The organism is Sporosarcina aquimarina (genome assembly GCF_019748715.1).
GTDB classification, from domain to species: domain Bacteria; phylum Bacillota; class Bacilli; order Bacillales_A; family Planococcaceae; genus Sporosarcina; species Sporosarcina newyorkensis.
In genome coordinates this window covers 46,134-71,329 of the sequence record NZ_JACLBZ010000014.1, presented here as the reverse complement: position 1 = coordinate 71,329, position 25,196 = coordinate 46,134, and the positions used below count along the sequence as shown (strand labels likewise).

The window sequence follows — 25,196 nt, the reverse complement described above, 5'->3', positions numbered from 1 at the left end:
GTTGATTTTTACATCTGGCATAGAGTTGTTGGAGTGGTTAACAAAAATCTAAAGGATTATACATAGGAGGGGAAAATATCCACTATGAAGGGTTGAGTTTGAAAATGGAACTATTTCAGGATAGTTTGTTTAGGCATAGAAAAAGCACCGCCTAAACGGTGCCACATACTTTACTGGTTATTCTCATCTTGACGCTGTTCAGATGGTTCTTCTGTCGGATCCGGTTCGTTTTCATCTACTCCATTGCAGCCAAATAAAAATCCAGCAGATAAAATAACCGACATAAGTGGAATAATATACTTTTTCTCTTTCAAGTTAATCTCTCCAATCTAAGTATGCTTGTATCATTTTGCCCTTACTTTGTTTTTTTATTCGTAGTTTGTAAAATATATGGAGAAAAACATTCACATAAACACTCTAATAGTGGCCTGCTATATATTCTGTTACCTGCATTCTTACGCTCGTTTGCACATCCTCCAAGATGTAGACAGCGATATCATGCCACCTGATGCCGCATCTCCTGTCACCATGCGGAAGAGCTTACCGTCAATGTCATAGGTTTCAACCCGATAGATGATCAGGCATCCTTTAGGGATTTTTGGTTCATTTCTTCGTCTACTCCGCTTTTCTTCGAAATGTGTATCAAATTCGTTTAACCCTCATGTTTCATTCACATCTTTCCAAATTGAACAATTCAATGAATCTACAAATTGTTTAGTCATCCCCCTCTTATATTCGTGTTAAGCTCAATGTAAGGAGTTGATGTTAATGGTTCAATCTACTAAAACAAATAAATTGCTAATGGAAGCAACACAATTTATTAATCATTGTTACGATGAACTCAATATATCTAAAGAAAATCAATTGAAGCGAATTGAAGAAATTAAAAATGAAATAAATACTACCGGAACATATTCACATAAGACTTTTGAGTTAACGCACGGAGCAAAAATGGCTTGGCGCAATAGCAATCGTTGTATAGGTCGATTACTCTGGAACACATTACATATTTTTGATGCACGAGATGCACTTACAGCAGAAGATGCATATGAAAAATTAGTTAATCATATTGATTTTGCTACAAACGGTGGGAAAATCCGATCTACCATTACGATTTTTGCACCTCGAAAAAATGGAGAAGATCCTATTAGAATTTGGAACCATCAATTACTACGTTATGCCGGATACAAAGAGGGCGATAAAGTAATTGGTGATTCAACATCTATCAAATTGACAAAAATGTGCCAAAGAATGGGATGGAAAGGGGATAATACCCACTTTGATATTCTCCCTCTAGTCATTCAGGAAACAGGAAAAAAACCTAAATTATTTGAAGTCCCCAAGGAAATTATTAAAGAAGTGCCGATAACTCATCCGCAGCTTGATGATTTTAATAAGCTGGGTGTAAAATGGTATGCCGTTCCAATCATCTCAAACATGCGTTTGGAAATAGGCGGTATTGATTATCCTATGGCCCCATTTAATGGTTGGTATATGGGCACAGAAATTGGAGCAAGAAACTTAGCCGATCAAGACCGTTATAATTTACTGCCAAAAGTTGCCAAAATAATGGAATTAGACACTAAGTCAAACAGTTCGCTGTGGATCGACAAAGCTTTAATTGAATTAAATATCGCAGTAATACATTCTTATCAAAAAGAACACGTAACGCTTGTCGACCATCATACAGCTGCAAAACAATTTAAGACTTTCGAAGAAAATGAAAGAAAAAATGGTCGACCTATCACAGGTAATTGGGCATGGCTTATTCCACCACTCTCACCAGCAACGACTGACATTTACCATAAACCATATAGCAATGACATTTTAACTCCTAACTACTTTATTCAAGCAGACCCTCCAGAAAATTAAATGGACAGTTCCAAATAGCACATTATTATTTTTTTAATTTTTAGGCTAAAAAAATATTACAAAGAAGAGATCAATGAGATTGGTCTCTTCTTTCATATATAAAAGAGTTAATTCCACTACATGTTTTGTGTCACTTTCGTCGTTTTGTCTGCAAATTGCGTAACATTATTAGATGAAAGCCTATTCCCCAACTCAATCAAAAACCTTCATTCTCCATCTTCGAAACCCAAAACTGAAGGGTTGATAAAAGTCAAGTCAAAATTGGTTTATCTTACACAAAACTCTTTGTTTATGACATTATTATGAAATCACTTTTTTACGCATAAATCGACACTCTTTACATTATGAGTAGGCTAATATAGAAAAGGTTGTTTCATCTCAATCAAACGCCCCAGATGAAGAAAGCTAAAAATATTGGATGAGAGGGATTATAATGATAAGTTTCTTGTTAAAGAAAATATTAAAACGTAAAATTGAAGTAAAAAGAAAGGACATGTATAAAAAAGCCGCAAATTTAGGGTTCACACATCCGCTAGTAGTAAAATGCAGTCAAGAATTAGATGTATTGCTTAATAGTTACTTTGATCAAGCTGCTTAATTAGAGGGAGGAATATTTATTAATCAAAATCTCAGATCTTTATAAAGCCAGTCAGAACAAATAAAAATTCGATTTGATTGGCTTTATTGTTTTTAAATCACTTCTTTAAGCAATAAACACTGTCCCCTACTACTATCCATCCCCGCCCACTTCTCTCTTTTTAAATAAAATAAAAAGAACGCCCAAGACGGACGCCCCTATTAACCGCTTATTTGCTCTTTACATATTCCATACCTTTCGGCGTTATGGACAAAACTAAATTATCCGACCCTTTCCCACTATCTACGGCATATTCATTTTCGATAAGATAGTCAATAGCCAGTTTACTATTCGCATCGGCATTCAGCATTGCTTTTGGCAAAGTGTAGCTTCCTCCATTATTCGCAAAATGATAATCATAAAGGCTTTGTAACAGCATATCTGATAGTTTAGTTACTTCTTCGTTTGTCATGATTAATCCCTCCCTCTTTATTTAATACGATAAGTGAAAGCAAAACCCTTCAATTACCTTCACCAAAATACACTTTTAAACGTTCTTTAGCAAACGTCGTTGCACCTCCCTCTGTAATTATCAATAATAATCCTTTTTTATAAGGCCCCAATGCTCGTCTCGTAAACTTCCGTCCTCATTTATAACACAGTCGTTCTTATGTTTGATGCATTATACTTTTTATTGATTACTCAGGGGAAATAGTTCTTCTCCTCACGAGTTTCTGCTTAATAATATTATTAACCCTCGATATACATTCTTTAAAGAACACCTACTACGTTAAATATAACTTCAGAAACTTTTCAGAAGTCACTTAAAGAAACAGATAGGATAACGATATATAACAAGGATGGTGGATACATAGACAAGTTTCATATAAGTTGGAAAGAGTTTGGAGTGAAAAAGGGTCGCCAACAAATTTAATTTTTCGCTTAGAGTAATTCAATCTATGTTTGAGATAAATGTAATGACTTCATCAGTCCTCTATTAAATATTATATTGAGGTGGGAATATGCTGGCAATTGCAGCGGTAGGTTTACTTATATTTTTTGGTTCATTGATTTATCTGGCTTATCATTTCGTAAGGAAAATTAAGAATAGTAATCGTATATTACCGAAGAAGCCTTTCTACTCCGCTTTAATCGGGGGTCTTTTATTATTTATCGTTGGGGCTTTCAATGTGGATACAAGCGTACAAGTTGCGTTCGAGAAAGCTCAGGAAGAGAATATCGAGTTGATTGCAAAGAACGAAGAGATGCAAACCTTACACAATATACTTATAGAAGAAAATTCGAAGTTGCTAGAAGAGAACAAGAATGCGAATAAAGAAATTGACGAGTTAGTGGTGAAGCTAGATGATTCCAATAAATTAACAAAAGAGTTAACGGAAAAACAAACTGCTCACGAAGAGAACAACAAAGCTTTTGAACAGGAAATTACTGATCTCACAGCGAAGAACACAGCTTTGACAAGTGAAGTTAGCAACCTAAAAGGCCAGGTAGCAAGCATGAATACAAACGCCACTGTAAATGCTGCTAGTAATAAATCAGATTCATCATCTGGCAGCAGTGTATCAAAGCCGAGCCAACAGAGCTCTACTGCTTATTATAAAAATTGTACTGCTGCAAGAGCTGCAGGGGCAGCGCCTGTATATCGAGGAGATCCGGGATACGGAAAGCACCTAGACCGTGATGGCGATGGAGTCGGATGTGAATAACCTGTTTCTGACCAAATGCTGAACACGCTTTCCAATCCACTTTAAAAATAAAACAAGTGACTGTAAACCAATTCGTTTACGGTCACTTGCTTTTCAATTCAGCTACCTATTACACAAACTTCACCATACTATATTTCTTCTTACCACGTCTCACAATCGTAAAGGCATCTTCTAAACGCTGATCTGCCCCCACTGTGAAATCTGTATCCGTAATGCGTTCCCCATTAAATGAAATCGCACCGTTTGTCACATCTTCACGCGCTTGGCGTTTCGACGGTGACACGCCTGCCTGAACGATGAAATCGACGATGTTCTGATCCGCCTTCTCCATTTCAACAGTCGGCACATCTTTAAATGCATCTTTCATTTCAGAGGCAGTCAACGCTTTCAAGTCGCCGCTGAATAGAGCAGCTGAAATACGGATGGCTTGCTCGAGTGCCGCTTCTCCATGAATGAGGCGTGTCATTTCTTCTGCCAATGTTTTTTGTGCTTTACGTAAATGTGGCTCTTCTTGAACTGAAGTTTCGAGTGCTTCGATTTCTTCACGGCTCAAGAAAGTGAAGATTTTCAAGTATTTCACGACATCTGCATCCGCTGCGTTGATCCAAAATTGGTAGAACTCATAAGGAGAAGTTTTCTTAGCATCTAGCCAAACCGCGCCGCCCGCTGTTTTTCCGAATTTCGTTCCATCTGACTTTGTCACGAGCGGAATTGTAAATCCGTATGCCTTTACTTCTTCGTCATGCATTTTACGTATGACTTCAAGACCTGTCGTGATATTCCCCCACTGATCCGATCCACCAATTTGCACACGGCAGTTATGATGGTCATATAGATGATTGAAGTCCGCACCTTGCATGAGCATGTACGAGAATTCCGTATAGGAGATTCCTTGATCTAAACGAGATGCGACATTATCTTTCGCTAACATGTAATTGACACTCAATAATTTACCGTAATCACGCAGAAATTCGATCAATGACATTGAGCCGATCCAGTCATTGTTATTAACTAGCTTCGCACCATTATCTGATTGGAAATCAAAAATCATTTCCAATTGCTTTTTGATTCCGCGCACATTATCTTCCACTTGTTCCGTCGTTTGCAGCTGGCGTTCTTCAGAGCGTCCAGATGGATCTCCAATCATTCCTGTTGCCCCGCCGATCAATAAAATCGGCTGATGTCCGTGCAATTGGAAGCGTCGCAATGTCAATAACGGAACGATATGACCAATATGCATACTATTTGCGGTTGGATCCACACCACAGTATAGAGCAATCTTTTCATCCGTCAGTAATTTTTCCAAGCCCTCTTCATTCGTCTGTTGGTATAGCAGGCCTCTCCATCTCAAATCTTCCATTAATTCATTCGCCATTTTCCATTTCCTCCTCAGCTCAACACAAAAAGTCCCCACACAATCAATAAATGATCATGCAGGGACGCTAGTTGAGTAAATTAAACATAACGCGGTACCACCCGGCTTGAGAGAAACTCTCCGGCTTTAAGGCGCTGATAACGTTGCGCAAAACGTACACTCCAAAACTGTAATTCATGTATAGCGCACCGAGCAGCTTGCACCAACCGCTGCCTCTCTAATACGGACCATCGCTAACATTACTTCGGTTTTTTCGACATGTAATTTCGTATGTCTTTCATTTTAACCAAGTTCCAATGAAAGTCAACATTAATTGCTTATTTAATGTTGAATCTATGATATAATGAGTAAGATTTTTAGGGGGAGAATGATTTGGATAAAGAGAAAAATAATCGGATCCAACAACTAGAAAGTAAATTCGAACAGCTCAAAAAAGAACCGTGGGCCAAAAAAGTTCGAATCGGTTCAGGTGTTGTTTGGAACTTATTCATATTGTTACTGATATTCGGTGTAATCGGCGCGGTTTTCGCCACATCTGTCGGTGCCGGATATTTCGCTTCACTAGTTGCGAAAGAACCTTTGCGTTCTAAAGAAGAACTGCGCAATGCGGTTTTCACCTATGAAGAAACATCGGAAATGTATTTTGCCGACAATGTATATTTAGGGAAAATCAACTCGGACATCGAGCGCAGGCAGATCACTTTGGACAAGGTGTCACAATATGCATTGGATGCTGTTCTCGCAACAGAGGATGAGTATTTTAATGAGCACACAGGGATTGTGCCGAAAGCGATTTTTCGCGGTGTATTCCAAGATGTCACCAATTCTGCTAGTCAAACGGGCGGCTCGACTTTGACCCAGCAGCTCGTGAAAAACCAAATTTTAACGAATGAAGTATCTTATGAACGTAAGGCGAAAGAGATTTTACTCGCTATGCGTTTAGAGCACTTCATGACTAAAGATGAAATATTAGAAGCGTACCTGAACATCATTCCATACGGCAGAGATGTCTTAGGTCAAAATATTGCGGGAATTGAAACAGCAGCACGCGGGATTTTCGGTATTAAGGCAAGCGAGCTGAATTTGCCACAAGCTGCATACATAGCAGGTATACCGCAAGCTCCCTTCTCTTACACACCTTTCTATAGTAAGAATCAGGGGATGAAAGAACCAGAAAAACTGCAACCCGGAATTAATCGAATGAAGACGGTATTATTCCGCATGAGGGATACTGGCTACATTACAGAAGCAGAATATCAGGAAGCGCTTGCCTATGATATCGTTAAAGATTTCAGACAGCCTGCAAGACGCGCAACTGACCGCTACCCTTACGTTACACAAGAAATCCAGAATCGGACAGTCGAAATACTTGCGAAGGTCTTAGCAGAAAAAGATGGTATTGAAGCTAGTCGATTTGAAGAAGACTCCAAAATACAGGAAAAGTATGAGATTATTGCAGATCGATCCATGCGCACAGACGGCTACCGAATTTATTCTACAATTGATAAAGATCTATATGACAAGATGAATGAAGTAGCGAAGAATTTCCAACACTACGGTTTTACTTATACTACTGAGAAAACGGATGAAGATTCCGGTAAAAGTTATATCGTAGAAAACCCAGTACAAGTCGGTGCTTCAATGATCGAAAACCATACGGGAAGAATTCTTTCATTTATCGGTGGACGCGATCACGAAATTGAAGCGTTGAATCACTCAACTCAAGCATTTAGACAGAACGGATCTTCCATCAAACCTTTACTTGTCTATGCGCCCGCCATTGAATATGGCGTTATCGGGGCAGGTAGTCCAGTTGTTGATGTGAAGTTCAACTGGCACGGTTGGAAACCTGCCAATTACTATGATCGCGAAATGGGCATCATCTCAGCCCGCGAGTCATTAGCACGGTCTCAAAACTTATCCACCGCACGTCTTTACAATCAAATTATCGATAGACAACCGATTGATTTTCTACGGAAAATGAATTTTTCTCAAATTATTGAAGAAGATGGTCATAACCCATCCGCTTCACTCGGAGGTTTAAAATACGGCGTCACAGTTGAGGAAAATACCAATGCCTTTGCAACATTCGCCAACGGCGGTCAATTCATTGAATCCTATATGATTGAGCGTATTGAAGATATGAAAGGCAATATTGTTTACGAACATAAAGCGGAGCCAGTCGAAGTATTCAGTCCAGAGACCGCATATATCGTCACCGATATGATGAGAGATGTATTAAAAGGCTTTGGTACTGGGGCGAGAGTTCCTGGATTCATGAATTTCCGTCCAGACTTAGCCGCCAAAACCGGTACATCTCAGCATTATGCTGATGCTTGGCTCGTTGGCTACAATCCGAATGTATCTCTCGGTGTTTGGCTTGGATATAAAAATCAGAAAACAACACTATACAATGGCAGTCCTAGTCAAATGCACCCTTCTGAACGGACTGCACGATTATTCGGTCAGCTGATGAATACAGCCAACAGCGTACGACCTGACATTGTCAAGGCGTCCGACACATTTAAACGTCCAAGTGGCGTTGTAACTCGTTCATTCTGTTCGATTTCGGGCATGGCTCCTTCTGCTGCCTGCTCAGCTGCAGGGCTTGTGCGCGCTGATTTGTTTAATTCTAAAGTGATGGTCCCATCGAAAGCGGATGACAGCATCATTTCATCTGCCGGAGTACGAGTGAAAGGTCAAATGTATCAGGCATTGCCTTCCACACCACGTGAATTCGTGACATCTGGCGGCGTTGGCTTGAACTCTGAATTTATTAAACGTATGCTTGGCAGACTTGGTGGAGACGGATCGAAATTATTCTCCGGACAAAGCGGATATTCAAGCAGTGTAGTTTCCGGCTCCGTCTTCCCTGCAGACAATGTACCGCCAGCTTCAGTTTCAGCAAGTCAAAATGGTTCTGTCCTTACTTGGTCAGCTTCACCTTCTAATGATGTAATCGGCTATTACATTTATCAAAATGGCGTTCGCGTCGGTACAGTCCGAGATGGCGAATCACTTTCCTATCCGGCTGGCGCTGGGTCGTACTATGTAAGAGCTGTTGATATTACAGGATTATTATCAGGTGCTTCCAATACAGTGACTGCTGCGCCGGAGCACGAGCCTGAACCAGAACCAACACCTGATCCGGATTCAACTACACCGGAAACCAAACCTGAAGAAAATGGTGGTTCTCCCGCTCCTGAAACAGATGGAAACGTTAATGGCGGTTCTAACAACAATGAAAACAAAGATGATCCGAAAAAACCGGAACCTGAGAAACAGGAACCACCAAAGACAGATTGAATATGAAACCGAATTACAATTATTCTTTTGTAATTCGGTTTTTTCTGTGAAAAAATAACATTGACAATTTCATGATATTCTGAAAACTACACGCATTTTTCCAACATAAATTGTATACTTGAAGTAGAGTAGCACATATTGGGCTCACAGCGATTACCTGCCAACTTTAAGGGTAAATTGAAAAGGAAGGAGTGAACTGCGTGGAACATAGAAAAACGTATTTTTCAAGATCGTTTCCTCACGAAGAAGGTGAATTAATTATTGAAGGACCTATTTCATCTGAGCAATTGTCTGCGCTTAATTTCCATGAAGGACTGAAAGCATTTCGTCCACCTAAACAGCAACAAGAAGCATTAGTAAAAATTGCTTCATTTCCAGAAGGACGCATCAATATCGCGAGAATCGGAGACATGATCGTCGGCTACGTGACCTTTCTCTATCCTGATCCACTTGAAAGATGGTATGAAGCAAAATTATCCAACTTAATTGAGCTTGGTGCTGTCGAAGTAGCTGCAGCTTATCGGGGTGCTCATATCGGAAAGTCATTGCTGGAGTTATCGATGATCGACGATGCAATGGAAGATTATATCGTGATCACGACGGAGTATTATTGGCATTGGGATCTAAAAGGAACCGGATTGACAGTTTGGGAATACCGAAAAGTCATGGAAAAAATGATGCGTGCTGGCGGAATGGAGTTTTTCTCAACGGACGATCCGGAGGTATGCTCACACCCAGCCAATTGTTTGATGGCACGGATAGGAAAAAGAGTCGACGAAGAATCGATCCTACAATTTGATCGAGTTCGTTTCAAAAACCGGGTAAACTACTGAAAGTGAGGAATGACGATGCTCGTACTAGACATTATGAAGAATGACGTTATTACGTTGAATTCCACGCATACGATCGCAGAAGCTGTCCATTTGATGCAAAAGAAAAAGATCAGACATATACCGATCATAGAAAATGACCGCTTAATTGGATTGGTAACGGATCGTGATGTCAAAGAAGCCGCCCCTTCCAGCCTCTCCGATGAGTTAGAAACATTACTCTATGAAACACCTCTTTCTAAAATTATGAAAACTGATTTGATCATTGGTCATCCAAGAGATTTTATAGAAGAGGCTGCTTTGCTATTTTACACATATGAAATCGGTTGTTTACCTATCGTATCAAATTATCAACTCGTCGGTATACTGACCAAAACAGATCTGCTCTACAATTATATTGAATTGACAGGTGCGAACCAGCCAAGTTCTCATATTCAAATTAGAGTCCCAAATCAACCAGGCATTCTTTTTGAAGTATCAAAAGTATTTCATCACCATAATACCAATGTGCTGAGTGTTCTTGTCTATCCTTATCAAGATGACGAATCATATAAAATTCTAGCTGTCAGAATCAAACGGATGAATCCCCTTTCCATCATCGAAGATTTAAAAATGGAAGGGTTTCAGGTTCTTTGGCCGAGCGAACCGGAGATGAACTTATGAAAAAACAAGCAAGTTTTATATTTTCACCCGACCAATTAAATTATGAGTTTTCGGAGACACACCCATTCAATCAAAAACGAATTATCTTAACTAAAGATTTACTGGAAGAAATCCATGCGATCCAGCCAGATGAAATTGTCGTGCCAAGATCGGCAACCGATGAAGAACTACTGTTAGCTCACGACGCGAAGTATATTGAAATTGTGAAAAAAGCAAGTAAAGGTGAAGTAAGTGAAAATATTGGCAGTATATATGGAATCGGAACAGAAGATACTCCCTTCTTCCCTAATATGCATGAAGCCAGTGCACTACTAGTCGGCGGAACGCTCACTGCGATTGAGGAAGTGATGGAAGGTCGTTCAAGATTTGCTCTGAATCTAGGCGGAGGCTTACACCATGGTTTTCAGGGCAAAGCATCAGGGTTTTGTATCTATAATGACAGCTCTGTTGCAATAAAATATTTGCAGGAAAAGTACGGTGCCCGTGTGCTTTACGTCGATACGGATGCACATCATGGAGATGGTGTGCAATGGACATTCTATGACGATCCAAGTGTTTGTACATTTTCTATCCATGAAACCGGCCGTTATTTATTCCCAGGAACCGGGAACGTAACGGAGCGTGGGAACGGTAAAGGATATGGCACTTCTTTCAATTTCCCTGTGGATGCATTCACGGAAGACGAATCGTTCTTACACATTTATCGTACAGCATTGCGGGAAGTTGCAGAGTTTTTTAAACCTGATGTGATACTGACACAAAACGGTGCGGACGCACATTATTTTGATCCGCTAACCCATTTGTATGGAACGATGAAGATTTACAAAGAGATTCCAAAAGTTGCCAAAGAACTGGCAGAAGAATATTGTGATGGACGTTGGATTGCAATAGGCGGAGGTGGTTATGATATATGGCGCGTCGTTCCACGCGCTTGGTCTCACTTATGGTTAACTATGAAAGCGATTCCAGCTCCAACCGGCGCTCTGCCTGAAGAATGGTTGAAAAAATGGCAGCCGGAATCCCCTGTTTCCCTGATTGAAACATGGGAAGACCCCCCCAATTTGTACGAGCCTGTGCCACGTAAAAAGGATATCAATGAAAAGAATGAGCAAATGCTAACGAGAGCTCTCCATGTCATTCGCAATGGTTCGTAATCTATTTATAAAAAACAAGCAACTTATCTCAGTGATAAGTTGCTTGACTATGTAGCCTACATAGAATAAAGGCGAATATATGATAGTGTAATTAAATGATGTAAGATCGTCTGTGCTTGCATACCGAAGATTTTATACATAGTGGAAACACTGTGGAAAGTTTGATATTTTCTTCCTTGAACAAAAAATATTTCTATTCTTTAACTCGAATGTTATTTCCTATATCCATCATCCTCAGGATATTACGCCAGTTGATCGTGGTGGAAGGCGGCGAAAGGCGAAAATATGCTCTCAACGCTACGCTTTTGTTCGCAAAAGCCGTTTTTCGTTCCGGCTTTTCCTGTGGGATTAGCCCGACAGGTGAAACCCCGCAGGAGCCACGCGGAAAGCAACCGCCCGGAATGCAGGTCAACGGTGCCTCACCCACTAGTTTCTTAATCTACACAAACAAGCAACTTATCCAAATGATAAGTTGCTCGTTTTTACTTTACAGACTGGCGCTCTTCTAGATGATACGGTAAGATAACCTCTGTTTCTTCTACCTCTTCTTCATTGATCAACTTTGTCAGCAAACGCATGGATACTGCACCGAGGTCATACAAAGGAACGACAATAGCCGACAGTTGTGGACGGACGATTCTTGCGAGAATGGAGTGTTGGAAACAAATGATTTCTACATCATCTGGTATACTCAGACCTTCATCACGTACGCCATTCATAATTCCAACCGCCACCTCATCGCTGCTAGTCATGACAGCTGTTGGATGATCTGCCAATTTCCCTAATACATTCCAACTTTCATAGGCATCATCATACGTATTATCTGTCTCGACAATCAATGATTCATCAATCGGCATACCGGCTTCTTCTAGAGCCCGGATATAACCTACCCGTTTACACACACGGTTAATATCACGTGTGAACGGGCCTGATACGAAGGCAATTCGCTTATGCCCATTATCAATTAATTTCTTAACGACATCATAAGCGGCTTGTTCATGATCAATATTCACCGACGGTAAATTGGTTTCAAAATCCAATGTACCCGCCAAAACAATCGGTACATTGGCAGTCTTCATTTCTGCCCGCACTTCTGGAGAGATCGAATCACTCATGAAAATTAAGCCGTCCACTTGTTTTCCTAAATGATCTTCAAAAAGTTCGACTTCCCGTGAAGTGCTCTTGTCTGAGTTGGAGATGATGATATTGTATTCATACATCGTCGCCACATCTGCAATTCCTCTAGATAATTCTGCATAATAGCTTTTGGACATGTCAGGAACAATGACACCAATCGTTGTTGTCCTTTTGCTAGCCAACCCTCTAGCGACTGCGTTCGGTCTGTATCCTAACCTCTCAATACAATCCAATACTTTTTTTCGAGTAGCAGGCTTGACATTTTGATTTCCATTAACTACTCGTGAAACCGTTGCCATAGATACGTTTGCTTCTCTTGCTACATCGTAAATGGTGATAGCCATTTCCAATCCTCCCAACGATCCTTATTCTATACTAGTATACAGTGTTGCCCATCTTTATAGGGTTTTTTCTTTATTTTAAAATTTCTAATTATGTACATACGATGAATTAAAGGAATGAACGGTCTCAACCGTCACTTTCCGTTCCAGGAAGATGCCTTCCACTCCAAGCAACTTAGTGTGAATAAGTAAAAAATCAGTTGTTCAACTTATATAGAAGGCACCGATCCTCATTACTGAGATCGGTGCCTGATTGTCAGATTGTTTGGTGTGTCTTCATGAAGCGATTCATTTCTTCATAGAACGTATCAAACTGCTCTAGGTTCATTTGTTGTGCTGAATCCGACAGTGCTACTGCAGGATCCGGATGAACTTCTGCCATGACACCATCTGCTCCTACTGCAATCGCTGCTTTCGCCGTTGGAAGCAATAGGTCTTTGCGTCCTGTAGAGTGCGTCACGTCGACGAATACCGGCAAATGCGTTTCTTGCTTCAAAATTGGAACCGCTGAAATATCGAGTGTATTTCGTGTAGCCGTTTCGTATGTACGGATTCCACGCTCACATAGCATAATTTCAGTATTTCCTTTAGAGATAATATATTCAGCTGCGTTAACAAACTCAGAAATCGTAGCTGACATTCCGCGCTTCAGAAGTACCGGCTTATCAACCATGCCCGCTTCTTTCAGCAATTCGAAGTTCTGCATATTACGAGCACCAATTTGGATTACATCGATATACTCGAGTGCTTCCTCCAAATGTGCTGGTGTGATGATTTCAGTGACAATGGAAAGTCCTGTCTCATCCGCAACTCTTTTTAAAATTTTCAGTCCTTCCAGACCAAGCCCTTGGAAGTCATATGGAGATGTACGCGGCTTGTAAGCTCCACCACGAATCATCGTTAAGCCTTTTGCTTTGATAGATTGTGCAACAGCCAATACTTGCTCGTAAGATTCTACTGCGCAAGGACCATAAATGAAAGTAGGTTCCCCACCTCCGATTTTCTGGCCGTTCACATTTACAATTGTATCTTCAGCTTTCCGTGCACGGGATACGAGCAATGCGTTCTTCTGCTCATCTTGCTGCACCTCAAGCGCTGACATGAAAATCGATTTGAACACTTGCTCCAGGATTCCGTCTGGTAATGGACCGTTATTCGCATCCTTTAAGACGTTTAGCATCTCCCGTTCGCGGATTGGATCATATCTATTCACACCTTGCTTTTCCTTAAGTTTACCAATTTCTTGTACAATGGCGGTACGCTCATTGATCAAATCCAAAATATTATTGTTTAACTGATCAATGCGACCTCTTAACTCACCTAAATCTTGCTTGCTCATCATTCTGTCTCCTCCCCGCACATATCATCCTTTTCTAAGTCCGGAATCTATGTTACATTTTTATATAATAGACCAAGTATAATGACTTATCTTTGAAAAGTCACGCAATTTCACCGAATTAATACATTTTCACTATTTTCACATAGAATAAAGCTTGAAAAGAGGTTGAAAATCCTGGTTAACACATTATTTGCACTCGACATCGGAACGCGTTCTGTAGTCGGTATTGTGCTTGAAGAATATGATGATTCGTTTCATATCATCGATTTAATTTCGAAAGAACATAAGGAACGCTCGATGATTGACGGACAAATACATAATATTTTAAGCGTGGCGTCTATCATTCAAGAGATTAAACAAGAGCTAGAACAGCATCATGGTAAGTTGCAGCATGTCAGCGTGGCAGCGGCAGGTCGCTCTCTGAAGACAGCAGAAGGCTCCATAACGATTGATATCTCGGAACGATCATTGATTTCGACTGAGGATATTAACCGCTTGGAATTATCAGCGGTTCAGAATGCACAGCAAACTTTGCTCACTTCGGATGAACTGAAAGAGGACGATCATTATTACTGTGTTGGCTATTCCGTACTTCACTATAAATTAAATGGCGAGGAAATCGGCAGTCTGATCGACCAGAAAGGAAAAGAAGCAACAGTCGAAGTTATCGCTACATTCTTACCGCGTGTTGTCGTTGAATCATTACTCGCGGCGTTAAAACGGGCAGATTTAGAGATGGAAGCATTAACCCTTGAACCGATTGCCGCGATTAATGTCCTCATCCCGCCTTCCATGAGAAGGTTGAATATTGCATTAGTCGATATTGGCGCCGGTACATCGGATATTGCGATCGCGAATGAAAATACCGTAACAGCGTATGGCATGGTCCCGGTAGCAGGTGATGAAGTAACGGAAACTTTGAGCAGTCATTACTTGCTCGACTTCCCGCTTGCCGAACAAATGAAACGTCAAATAGCTTCGCAGGAAACGCTCACCTTTCACGATATTTTGGGGTTCGAACAAGAAATTCCAGCGGAGGAAGTTATTGACGTCATTCGTCCTGCTGTACAACGCTTGGCTATTTCCATCAGCGAAGAGATTAGAAGATTAAATAACGGGACCTCTCCGCAGGCTGTTATGATTGTTGGAGGCGGAAGTTTGACGCCCACATTATCAAAAGAGTTAAGCGTCCAACTGGAGCTGCCTGAGAACCGGGTGGCGATTCGAAGCTTGGATGCATTGACAGGCGTCACTCTTAACGACACGATTGAAGCTTCCCCTGCACTCGTCACGCCGATTGGAATTGCCATTGCTGCGAAGAGAGCACCGATTCACTACATGTCCATCACAGTCAACGAGCAGGATATTCGTCTTTTCGAACTAAAAGAAATGACAGTCGGCGACGCATTACTTGCAGCGCATGTCACTGCTCGCCAATTATACGGAAAGCCCGGACTCGCTTTGACAGTGAAATTAAACGGGCGCTGGGTAACGATTCCTGGCGAACACGGGTCTTCCACCACGATTTTATTAAATGGCAGAGAAGCCAGCACGAAAGATCGTATTCGTAATCAAGATGTAATTGAACTGGATTTCGGAATGGACGGCAAAGACGCAGAAGCTGCAGTTAAAGATTTAGTAGATGGTCCTGCATCGATCCATTTTCACTTAGATGGTTTGGCTGTAACAGTTGACAGCGAGGTATTACTGAACGGACAAGTTGCCTCTATAGACACTATGGTCTCAGATCGTGATGAATTGATTGTACGGCAAGCAAACACATTAGGTGCGGCTATTGAAAAAGTGTACAGCATACAACATCCGAAAGTATCTGCAGAATCGTTTTCCGTAAAGTGGAACGGGAGCAATCATATCCTGAAACATCGTCCGTCTAAATATCTCGTAGATGGTAGAGAGATTACTCATCAATATATAATCCAAGACGGCGATATCATTGAGACCAGATCTCCTGAGCATTTATCTATTAAAGAAATTGCGGACGAATTGGAGATTATCTTGGAAGCTCGTGCAGATGTTATGTTCAATACTGAACCTGTCAGTATCAAGAAACAACGCACTGCCGTATACATCAACGGTCAGCTGGCGGACCATGCTTATCAGGTTCAACCCGAAGATCAAGTAGAATTTAAGTCCGTCTCAGATGCACCTATCATTTTCAGCGACATTTTTTCATTCACAGATTTCTCGCTGCCTACTAACTCCGCTTCTGCTTATCTTTTGCTGCGTAACGGAGAATCCATTCGTTTCAATGAACCTATTTTTGGCGGAGACCGACTGGAAATTCAATTTGAATAAAGTGTAAAGAGGCTGTCATTCTCATATAGAAAATGACAGCCTCTTAATTTATTGAGCATTATTTTTTGCTTGCACTCACAGTTTTATTCGGGTTTACATTTTTATGCGGCTTCTCTTTTTCATTTTGGTCTACAGATTGATCCGCTTTCTTGATCTTGCCAGACTCTTCTTTGCTTTCCTTCATGCTTTTATATTCTGTTGCCTCTTCACCTTCTGAAGACACTGTTCCATCATCCATTGGAATATTTGTCTTGCCTGCAACGGATTTCACTTTATCCACTAACTGACCAGATTGCTCTTGGATTGTTTGAGAAAGTTCCGATGATTTGTCTTTTGCAGCGGAAGTGAATGCAGCTGTTTTCTCTTTGGCAACGTCCGTCCAATCCGCCGTTTTATCTTTTGCTGTACTTGATAATTCTATTGCTTTATCTTTTGCAGTTGAGCTAAGTTCAATGCTTTTATCTTTCAGTTGTGCTGCTTGTGTTGTGAAATCTTCACGCATCTCACGTCCTGTTTTCGGTGCCAAGAAAAGTGCAGTGGCTGCGCCGATGACACCTCCGATAATTGCTCCGGCCAGGAAGCTTCCTGTTCCGCTGTTATCTTCTTCATATAAATCGTTTGTAGAACGGTACGTGTAATTTGCCGGGTATTGTGGTTCACCGTACGTGTTTGCGTAGGTACCTTGGTTTGTATTGTAGTTCGGTTTGTTTTCTGTCATTTTACTTCCTCCTGTGTGTTGAATGTTTGGTATGCTGCTAAGGAAAATGCTTGAACTAGGAGCGGGCCTTATATAGTGTCCAGCCAGTGGACTTTGCCGGTTTCCGTTCTTTCACTTGATCGTAGAGACCAACTGCCACGGTTCCCCACTGCAAGACTTGGGCTATTTTTTCACTGTTTTGTTCAGCCTGTGTAGTAACAGAGCTGGAAATACGGTGCACGGATTGATTCAAGTTGTTTACCGAATCACCTACTCCTTTTACTGCATCCACTACAGTGGTCAGCTTTTCCGCCTTACTTTGTAAGTCCTCAGCCAGCTGATTAGTTTTGTGAAGGAGTTGTGTACTTTCTGTTGTGACTCCCTCCAGTTGTTTAGTCATGTCGTCCATTGTATGCGAGACGCTTTTTAAAGTAGTCTTTAAAGACCCGAGCGTCATGGCAAGACTGACACAAAGAATAAGAAATGCGATCGCAGCCACAACTGCTGCGACATAAAGTAAATTAACCACCGACGTTATCCCCCTAGAGCATATTCTTACGAAAACTTTACCCTTCTTAAAGAGCTTTTAAACTTTTCGCCTTATAGCTATTCTTCGACAAAACTAAGCGATATCCTTTTACAATCTCCAATTAATTGTTTCATTTTATCGATTACTCCTTGGAATAATTGCGCCTGAAATTTGAATTGTGCTTAGTTCTGCTTGATGCAGGTCAGTAAACTTTGATGCAGGACGGAGGCATTAACCTGTGTTCTCCTGCCGTTCAGCGAGCGTTTGAACATCCCTCAAACACGCAATAAAAACTACTTCATCTCATCATTTAAGTCTCCCGTTGAATAAGATAAAAAAACAGCCTCCCCATATGGTTAGGCTGTCTCTTCTTTGGAAATATTGGATTTGAATTGTTCTAAGTATTGTTGGATATCTCCTGCACCCATGAATAGGATGACCGCGTTTTGATGTCGCGAAAGTTCGGATGTATCATCTATTGTTAAATGGCGAGAACTCGGAATTTTATTGACTAAATCCTGAATTGTTAAATTTCCTGCCTGTTCTCTAGCTGAACCAAATATATCGCACAGGTACACTTGATCGGCATCGGACAAACTGTCTGCAAACTGATCTAGAAGCGCAGCCGTACGCGTGAAAGTGTGCGGCTGAAATACCGCCACTACTTCCCGATCCGGGTATTTTTGACGTGCAGAATCCAACGTTGCACGAATTTCAGTCGGATGATGCGCATAGTCGTCCACGATCACTCTGCCTTCGAATTCCATGACAGAAAAACGTCTTTTCACACCTGGAAACGTAGCGAACCGAGCATCGATTACTTCAGCCGGTATATTCTCATAATGGCATAGGGTGATGACACCAAGCGCATTTTTGATTGCGTGATCGCCAGTTAAAGGAATCGTGAATCGATGATAGAATTCATTGCGAATAAACACGTCGAAGGAACAGCCGACTCTGTCCTTTTCGATGTTGGTCGCATAGAAATCATTTGAGGAATCGAGTCCATAATAAACGATTGGCACTTGTGTCTGTAGACGCTGAAGATTTTCATCATCACCGCAAGCAATCAATGCTTTCTTCACCTGACTTGCCATTTGACTAAATGCATCCAAAATATCGTCCAAGCTCTTAAAATAATCCGGATGGTCAAAATCAATATTCGTCATAATGGCATAGTCTGGATGGTACGCCAAAAAATGCCGTTTATATTCGCACGCTTCGAATACAAAGTACTCGCTATTCTCTACGCCTTTACCAGTTCCATCGCCAATTAAGTACGATGTCGGTGCGAAACCGCCCAATACATGGGAAAGTAAGCCAGTCGTGGACGTCTTTCCATGAGTGCCAGTTACGCCAATTGAAGTGAATTGTTCCATATAAGATCCAAGGAAATCATGATAGCGAATCACTTCTACTCCAAGTTCGTCTGCTCTTTTTAATTCGGCATGATCGTCTTTAAAAGCATTGCCTGCGATAACTTTCATACCAGGTTGGATATTGCTTTCGTCAAATGGTAGGACTTTTATATTTCGTTCATGTAAAGGATCTTCCGTGAAAAAATATTTCTCTACGTCAGAACCTTGGATTTTATAAGAAGAATCATGCAGCAACTGGGCAAGCGAGCTCATTCCCGATCCTTTTATGCCTGTAAAGTGTAACAATGTCATATTGAAACCTCCCGGGAATTCTTTCATCCCACTTTTTATCTTCAGCTAAAAATATTTACGCTTGAAGATTATATCTTGTCATAGTATAGCATGTGTTTAAGAAAAAAATTAGCGACTGAATTACTGATTTCTTCAGTTTAGGAAGTTTTCTAATGCTTGATGTGTCAAAAATACATCTCTCGGTTTACTTCCTTTTTGCTCAGAAATAAACTGATTCGCTTCCATACGATCCATCAGTTTGGCCGCACGGTTATATCCGATGCTGAAATGTCTTTGCAGCATCGAGGTGGACGCACTCCCCTGCTCAATGATGAAGGAACATGCCTGTTGGAATAATGGATCCATTTCCTCTTCCTGAATAGCTGTGGCCAGCAAGTCTTCTTGACCGAAGAGATAGTCAGGTTCAGCTTCGTTACGAACGTGTTCTATTATACGCTCAATTTCATCATCCGTGACAAATGTCCCTTGTAGACGAATAGACGCTGACTGTCCATTGCCTAAGTACAGCATATCCCCTTTTCCGAGCAGCCTCTCTGCGCCAACCGAATCCAATATCGTCCGTGAATCGACTTGTGACGAGACCGCGAATGCAATTCGTGTCGGAATATTTGCTTTGATCGTTCCCGTAATCACATCGACGGATGGTCTTTGTGTCGCGATAATCAAGTGAATGCCGCAAGCTCTGGCTTTTTGGGTGATTCGGCTAATGGAAATTTCCACGTCTGCCGGCGCCATCATCATCAAATCCGCCAACTCATCAATAACGATCAGCATGTATGGCATCTTCAAGGAGAAGCGGCGCGATTCCATGACCATTTCATTATAGCGCTCAATATTTCGTACACCGGAATGGGCAAACAGCTCGTACCGTCTTTCCATTTCTTCAACAGCCCATTTTAGAGCAGCAGTAGCAGCTTTGACATCTGTAATGACCGGGCTCAATAAATGCGGAATGCCATTATAAGGAGCAAGCTCAACCATCTTCGGATCGATCAACAGTAGTTTCAGATCATGGTAGGATGCTTTATACAATAAACTGATCAGCAATGAATTTATACAGACTGATTTACCGGAGCCAGTTGCACCGGCAATCATTCCATGCGGCATTTTGCGCAGGTCGATCGTTTGCGGTTCACCTGTTAAACTGAGTCCAAGAACAGCTTCTAGAGGTGAGTCCGAGTTTTTAAAGGGCTCACTTTCTATCACTTCTGAAATACGGACTGCTCTCGTTTGACGATTCGGTATTTCTACTCCGATCAAACTGGTTCCTGGAATAGGAGCTTGAATACGAATATCCCGCGCTGCCAAAGCAAGTTTCAAGTCGTCCGTCAGATTGCGGATTTTACTTACTTTTACCCCTTGTTCCACCGTCAACTCAAACATCGTCACAGCAGGACCTTGAACAGCTTGCATGACGGTCGCTTGAATGGAGAAATATGACAGTGCCTCTTCTAACTTCGCTGACTGAGACTCGAGCCACTCCTCATCCTTCACCTCTTCTTCCGGCGGTGCCAAGAAATTCAGGGGTGGGAATGCATACGAAGGAAGTGGTTCTTCGTCCACTTCATCTTCCATGCTCTTAATAGGCTGTACTGCTTGCGCAACTGAGGGTTTAATGACCGTTTTCTCAACTAAAGGTTGTTTCTCTTGTACGGCTTCTTGCACGTTTTTATCTTCCAATGAAGATTGTGCATGTTTCATCGCCAATTTTTCTTTGTCCGATTGGAGCATCAACACATTAAAAGGTATGATTTTTTCTTTCTTTTGTGATTCAGCATTTTCTTCAATCGTCTGAACAAAATCAATTTCCTCGTTCACTTCTCCTAATTCAGCTTCTTCTGCATCAAACTCATCAGTTTCAGATTCTGCAACTTCCAATTGCTCGATTTCACGGACTGCCACCATTGGTGCTTCGGAAATCACAGTCGTTTCTTCATCTTCATCTGAAATGGCAGATATCGTCGATGTATCTGACATAGAAAGGGGCAATTCTGACTGTGAGTCTGTTTCTGTTTCTGTTTCTGTTTCTGTTTCTGTTTCTGTTTCTGTTTCTGTTTCTGTTTCTGTTTCTACTTCTTGTACTTCATCCTCTATTTCCTCAGTTTCTTGCTCTTCCATAATAAAAGATTCAGCTACAGCAACTTCATTGCTCCCACTCTCAAACTCCTCTACGGCTAAAGGCTGTGTGAGTTCTTCGATTGAACCACTATTAGAAGTCATTTCTGCAGGTACTTCTTCGATTTCTGTCACAACATCTACCGATTCAGCCTGTTGCAGGTCCAGATCATCTATAGCTTGGGTTTCCTCTAGTTCTTCCGTTTGCATTGCATCTTTTTGCTTTCTTCTTAACTTAGCTTCTTCCATAGCAGATAAGACAGGCGTGCTCTTAACATAGCCATAGATAGGAGACGGTACTTCAGATGGCGAGAACGGTCTTCTAGGTACCTTTGGCAGAGCTTCCTTAACAGGTGTGCTTTTCACTTGTGCTGCCTTGGGGCGAATCTTAGCAATCGTCGATGGCTTTGGAGATTCAGATTTTGGTTCGGATCTATAAACCTTACCTTCTTGTTCAAATCTGCCAGGCCAGCGTGCATTTTGATAAAGCGGAATCTTTTCATATTCTTCTTCTAGTTCTTGTTGTAAATAATCTTTTGTATATTCATTGTGCTCGATTTCTTTTTCCCATCCATAAATTTCATGATCTGAAACAATCGGAAATCTAAAGTTTACTTTTTTATTACCTTCCATATCATCATTGGTGATAGAATTTTCATAGGATTCATTTATTTTTTCTCCGTCTTCTTCCATTTGTTGAAGACGTCTTTTCATATTTCGTAACCAACTCAAATGTATCACTCTTTTCATGTCAATCAATCTATTTTAACAGGTTCACTATGTGGAAATCAAACAGATCTATGTATGTTGAAAATAAAAAGAATATTGCAAGAGTCAGCCTATCCAAATGCAACAAGATTCTCGGACCTCTTATACGACTGAAGTCATAAAAAAAGCTTTTGCAGCGAGCTGGACTTAGCCTCGTACAAAAGCTGATCGACTTAGATAATTATAATAACCTTAAAGTTGGAAAGCTTCTCCAGCTTCTCTTTGCTCGTCCAGCACAAGAATTCCCTTTTCTTCAGGAGAATCCTTCAGGTTAAGTTCTTTAGCAGAGCAGATCATTCCAGATGACGCTACGCCACGTAGTTCAGCATCACGAATAACCATCCCAGAAGGCATAACTGCACCGACTTTCGCTACGACTACTTTTTGTCCAGCTTCAACATTCGGTGCGCCGCAAACGATTTGCAATGTATCTTCGCCCACGTCAACTTGACAAATATTCAATTTATCTGCGTTTGGATGCTTCTCTTTTTCTTTCACATACCCTACAACGAATTTCGGACTGAAGTCGACATCAAGTTCAAATTCCACTTCATTCTTCCTAAGCGCTTCTTGAAGTTGTTCAGCAAGTTCTTCTGTTAATTCCACTTGTCCGTCTGCAGCAAGCGGGAAGTAACTCGACACGTCAAACAAATTGAATCCGATGATATCACCAGTTTTCGCTTCTTTGAGGATCGCTACATCATTTTTACGCTCGCATACTACTTCAGTTGGTCGTTCAGTTGTCAACTGGACGAATAAAACATCGCCTACACCTGCGGCATTATAAAATAAGTTCATTTTTTCTTGTCCCTTCTAGCCAATCGATTTTTTGCCATAATAAAAATAGGCTCTAGTTTGCCATCTTCATAAATAAACGACAGCGATGTAACAGGCACCGCGCCTGTTGTGAAAAATTGCATTGCCATTTGTGCAATGACATCATAGCCTGTGTCATTCCGGATATCTCCGATGATCAACACGTCTTGATGCGGTACCGACACAACCATATGACCTTCAATCTTCTGTTCCATTTCCTTCAAAAACGGCTGATTCAATATTCGGCTCGCATCATAGCCATCATTATTATTAATGAAATAAAATACATTATCGGATACTTCATCACGTTTCCAGGCAGTTGGCAATGTCTTCACTGTGAACATAGCAACTTCCTGTACTTCCTTAGCCGTCATTCCCATCTCAGTAAGCATGCCTTCATCAATCAAACGATAAGTCGTACCTAAATCCAGCGCATAAAAAATACGGGTTTCCGCTGTATGATCCTTCGTCAGAAACGGTTGCCCCGCTGCACTTTCAGTCGGGAACGATGTCGAACGAATAACAGGATAAATAGTTGTTTCACCAACAAATCCTTTTTCATGCTCCTGTTCCATCGCATGGAACGTTTCTTGGATTGTGTAGACTACTTCATCGATTGCTCGCTCTTTTTTTAACTCATACTTCGCCAAAATCTCCGGCAATGAAATATCCATCCCTCTATGAAGTGTATGATGGACGATTCGCAGCTTGTCAGCCTTACGATCGAACTGCCAATCAAACTTCTCTTTAGGTAAACGATTTTTCAGTTCTTCTACTAAATCTTTAGCTTCCATTCCAGACACTCTCCTTCTCAACAATCGTTCGTCCTATTTCATCACTTCTCGTCTTGCTGAACAGAACGCGCAATTTGCATCATTTTTCCCAAATGAGAGTCGATATTCTTTTCATCTGTTACGGTCTCCACTTTCACTCCACCTACACTAGCAATCAATTCCACTAACTTCTCACTTTTTTGTATGACCGCAACAAAGCCAAACACCTCGTCCTTTGCGAATGTCTGCGCTCCTACTAAGTTTTCAGGTTCATCTGTCATCAGCAAATCATAATAGACACGGCTATTTTTCTTTTCGTTTGGATTGACAGTTAAATAAAATGAATCATTTCGTTTCGTTAGGACAATTGTTTGAGAAGTGGATTGCTTGTCCACTTCCATCGTTGTCGGCTTGTAAAAATGGATGTCACCAGCCGCCTCATTGGTTTTTTTAGCATTTGCCTCAAATGCTTCCCTTGCAGCGACAAAGCCCTCATCAGTCAGTCCTTCGACTTTCTGGTTGCATCCTACGAGGACTACGGCCAGAAGCAGCAGCAAGACAACCTTTCCATTTCGGAACATCTAGGTTCCCCCCTTCTCCACTCCGTACAATTTTCTATCAGTCCTATTCTAATCGCATGCCGTCTCTATTGCAATATTCAACTGCTAGCCTTGCTGTATAGGAATTGGCCAATCAACAGCTGCATGATGTGTTCGAACAATACATCCCTCGGAACCGTTTGGGCTGTAAGCATTCCCATGGCTCCTTCTGAAAGGCGAATTTGTTGTTTCTTAAAATAGTGATCGACCGCATCTCCCAGTTCCTTACCGTTCTTAATTTCGGCAGCCAAGTCTTCCGGAAGCGGAATTTGCGCACCTGCAGCTGTAAACACCTGACCATCCGGTGTGGCAAGTGCGCCCCAATTGCATAAATACATCGTCCTTCCGATTATCCGGACGCCGCCTTCCAATCCGATTCCATATGTATCCTCTTGCAACGCACTCGCCGCGACCGCTCGATTAATCGCACCTTGTCTCGTTTCTTCGTCACTCATTGGCTGTGGACTCACACCAGAAGCGACGGATGCTGAAGATATGTCCCTGTTGCCAAGGTAGCGTTCAATCATCCGCGTCGCCGCACGCATTTTCGCTTGATTTTCAGAACCTGTTATAAATTTCATTCAGCACCCTC

General features: G+C 41.4%; 21 protein-coding genes. 8 read left to right on the top strand and 13 right to left on the bottom strand.

Translation table 11 applies throughout. The annotated features are described in order from the left end of the window. Positions 1 to 170: 170 nt before the first annotated feature. On the bottom strand, positions 171 to 314 hold the full coding sequence (locus H7J92_RS07890; RefSeq protein ID WP_176132486.1) for a hypothetical protein: 144 nt from the start codon (positions 312 to 314) through the stop codon (positions 171 to 173). Positions 315 to 768: 454 nt separating this feature from the next. Here H7J92_RS07890 and H7J92_RS07885 point away from each other — a divergent pair, with 454 nt between their 5' ends. After that, positions 769 to 1,872, top strand: coding sequence for a nitric oxide synthase oxygenase (locus H7J92_RS07885; protein ID WP_246602666.1), 1,104 nt, complete (start codon positions 769 to 771; stop codon positions 1,870 to 1,872). Positions 1,873 to 2,305: 433 nt separating this feature from the next. Beyond that, on the top strand, positions 2,306 to 2,470 hold the full coding sequence (locus H7J92_RS07880) for an aspartyl-phosphate phosphatase Spo0E family protein (RefSeq protein ID WP_221836385.1): 165 nt from the start codon (positions 2,306 to 2,308) through the stop codon (positions 2,468 to 2,470). A 208-nt stretch (positions 2,471 to 2,678) separates the two neighbouring features. Here H7J92_RS07880 and H7J92_RS07875 read toward each other — a convergent pair whose 3' ends face one another. Further along, positions 2,679 to 2,921: a hypothetical protein gene (locus H7J92_RS07875; protein WP_221836384.1), complete on the bottom strand. Its 243-nt coding sequence runs from the start codon at positions 2,919 to 2,921 to the stop codon at positions 2,679 to 2,681. A gap of 550 nt (positions 2,922 to 3,471) precedes the next feature. Here H7J92_RS07875 and H7J92_RS07870 point away from each other — a divergent pair. Continuing rightward, positions 3,472 to 4,176 carry an excalibur calcium-binding domain-containing protein gene (locus H7J92_RS07870; protein WP_221836383.1) on the top strand — a complete coding sequence of 235 codons (705 nt, stop codon included), beginning with the start codon at positions 3,472 to 3,474 and terminating at the stop codon, positions 4,174 to 4,176. 109 nt (positions 4,177 to 4,285) lie between these two features. Here the strand turns inward: H7J92_RS07870 and tyrS are convergent, their stop codons facing one another. After that, entirely contained in the window at positions 4,286 to 5,551 is a 1,266-nt protein-coding gene (tyrS, locus tag H7J92_RS07865) for a tyrosine--tRNA ligase (RefSeq protein WP_009497698.1), read from the bottom strand. A 372-nt stretch (positions 5,552 to 5,923) separates the two neighbouring features. Between tyrS and H7J92_RS07860 the strand changes: the two genes are divergently transcribed. From H7J92_RS07860 to H7J92_RS07845, 4 genes are all read left to right on the top strand, one after another. Further along, a complete protein-coding gene (locus H7J92_RS07860; protein WP_221836381.1) occupies positions 5,924 to 8,857 on the top strand; it encodes a transglycosylase domain-containing protein in 2,934 nt (977 codons plus the stop codon). Between the two features lie 200 nt (positions 8,858 to 9,057). Beyond that, positions 9,058 to 9,690, top strand: coding sequence for a GNAT family N-acetyltransferase (locus H7J92_RS07855; RefSeq protein ID WP_221836379.1), 633 nt, complete (start codon positions 9,058 to 9,060; stop codon positions 9,688 to 9,690). 15 nt (positions 9,691 to 9,705) lie between these two features. Further along, a complete protein-coding gene (locus H7J92_RS07850) occupies positions 9,706 to 10,350 on the top strand; it encodes an acetoin utilization AcuB family protein (protein WP_221836377.1) in 645 nt (214 codons plus the stop codon). Further along, positions 10,347 to 11,504, top strand: a complete 1,158-nt coding sequence (locus tag H7J92_RS07845) for an acetoin utilization protein AcuC (protein ID WP_221836374.1) — start codon at positions 10,347 to 10,349, stop codon at positions 11,502 to 11,504. The genes H7J92_RS07850 and H7J92_RS07845 overlap by 4 nt, the downstream gene beginning before the upstream one ends. A gap of 482 nt (positions 11,505 to 11,986) precedes the next feature. Here the strand turns inward: H7J92_RS07845 and ccpA are convergent, their stop codons facing one another. Both ccpA and H7J92_RS07835 read right to left on the bottom strand, forming a co-directional pair. Next, on the bottom strand, positions 11,987 to 12,985 hold the full coding sequence (gene ccpA, locus H7J92_RS07840; protein ID WP_078816921.1) for a catabolite control protein A: 999 nt from the start codon (positions 12,983 to 12,985) through the stop codon (positions 11,987 to 11,989). Between the two features lie 253 nt (positions 12,986 to 13,238). Next, entirely contained in the window at positions 13,239 to 14,321 is a 1,083-nt protein-coding gene (locus H7J92_RS07835) for a bifunctional 3-deoxy-7-phosphoheptulonate synthase/chorismate mutase (RefSeq protein WP_040759645.1), read from the bottom strand. 165 nt (positions 14,322 to 14,486) lie between these two features. Here H7J92_RS07835 and H7J92_RS07830 point away from each other — a divergent pair, with 165 nt between their 5' ends. Further along, positions 14,487 to 16,637 (top strand): cell division protein FtsA, encoded by a 2,151-nt coding sequence (locus H7J92_RS07830; RefSeq protein ID WP_246602665.1) that lies wholly within the window; start codon positions 14,487 to 14,489, stop codon positions 16,635 to 16,637. 58 nt (positions 16,638 to 16,695) lie between these two features. Here the strand turns inward: H7J92_RS07830 and H7J92_RS07825 are convergent, their stop codons facing one another. The 8 genes from H7J92_RS07825 to H7J92_RS07790 all read right to left on the bottom strand — a co-directional run bounded on the left by H7J92_RS07825 (position 16,696) and on the right by H7J92_RS07790 (position 25,185). Continuing rightward, entirely contained in the window at positions 16,696 to 17,355 is a 660-nt protein-coding gene (locus H7J92_RS07825; RefSeq protein ID WP_078816922.1) for a YtxH domain-containing protein, read from the bottom strand. A 55-nt stretch (positions 17,356 to 17,410) separates the two neighbouring features. Further along, on the bottom strand, positions 17,411 to 17,863 hold the full coding sequence (locus tag H7J92_RS07820; RefSeq protein WP_221836371.1) for a DUF948 domain-containing protein: 453 nt from the start codon (positions 17,861 to 17,863) through the stop codon (positions 17,411 to 17,413). 356 nt (positions 17,864 to 18,219) lie between these two features. After that, positions 18,220 to 19,533: a UDP-N-acetylmuramate--L-alanine ligase gene (gene murC / locus H7J92_RS07815; RefSeq protein WP_221836369.1), complete on the bottom strand. Its 1,314-nt coding sequence runs from the start codon at positions 19,531 to 19,533 to the stop codon at positions 18,220 to 18,222. Positions 19,534 to 19,665: 132 nt separating this feature from the next. Further along, positions 19,666 to 22,380, bottom strand: a complete 2,715-nt coding sequence (locus H7J92_RS07810) for a DNA translocase FtsK (RefSeq protein ID WP_246602664.1) — start codon at positions 22,378 to 22,380, stop codon at positions 19,666 to 19,668. Positions 22,381 to 22,608: 228 nt separating this feature from the next. Next, complete coding sequence (gene ytpR, locus H7J92_RS07805; protein ID WP_078816926.1) at positions 22,609 to 23,214, bottom strand: YtpR family tRNA-binding protein; 606 nt, start codon at positions 23,212 to 23,214, stop codon at positions 22,609 to 22,611. Further along, positions 23,211 to 24,026 carry a DUF1444 domain-containing protein gene (locus H7J92_RS07800; protein WP_078816927.1) on the bottom strand — a complete coding sequence of 272 codons (816 nt, stop codon included), beginning with the start codon at positions 24,024 to 24,026 and terminating at the stop codon, positions 23,211 to 23,213. Before H7J92_RS07800 ends, ytpR begins: the two co-directional genes overlap by 4 nt. 41 nt (positions 24,027 to 24,067) lie before the next feature. Beyond that, positions 24,068 to 24,586 (bottom strand): hypothetical protein, encoded by a 519-nt coding sequence (locus H7J92_RS07795; protein ID WP_078816930.1) that lies wholly within the window; start codon positions 24,584 to 24,586, stop codon positions 24,068 to 24,070. Between the two features lie 77 nt (positions 24,587 to 24,663). Further along, positions 24,664 to 25,185, bottom strand: a complete 522-nt coding sequence (locus H7J92_RS07790; protein WP_009497713.1) for a DUF84 family protein — start codon at positions 25,183 to 25,185, stop codon at positions 24,664 to 24,666. Positions 25,186 to 25,196: the final 11 nt, after the last annotated feature.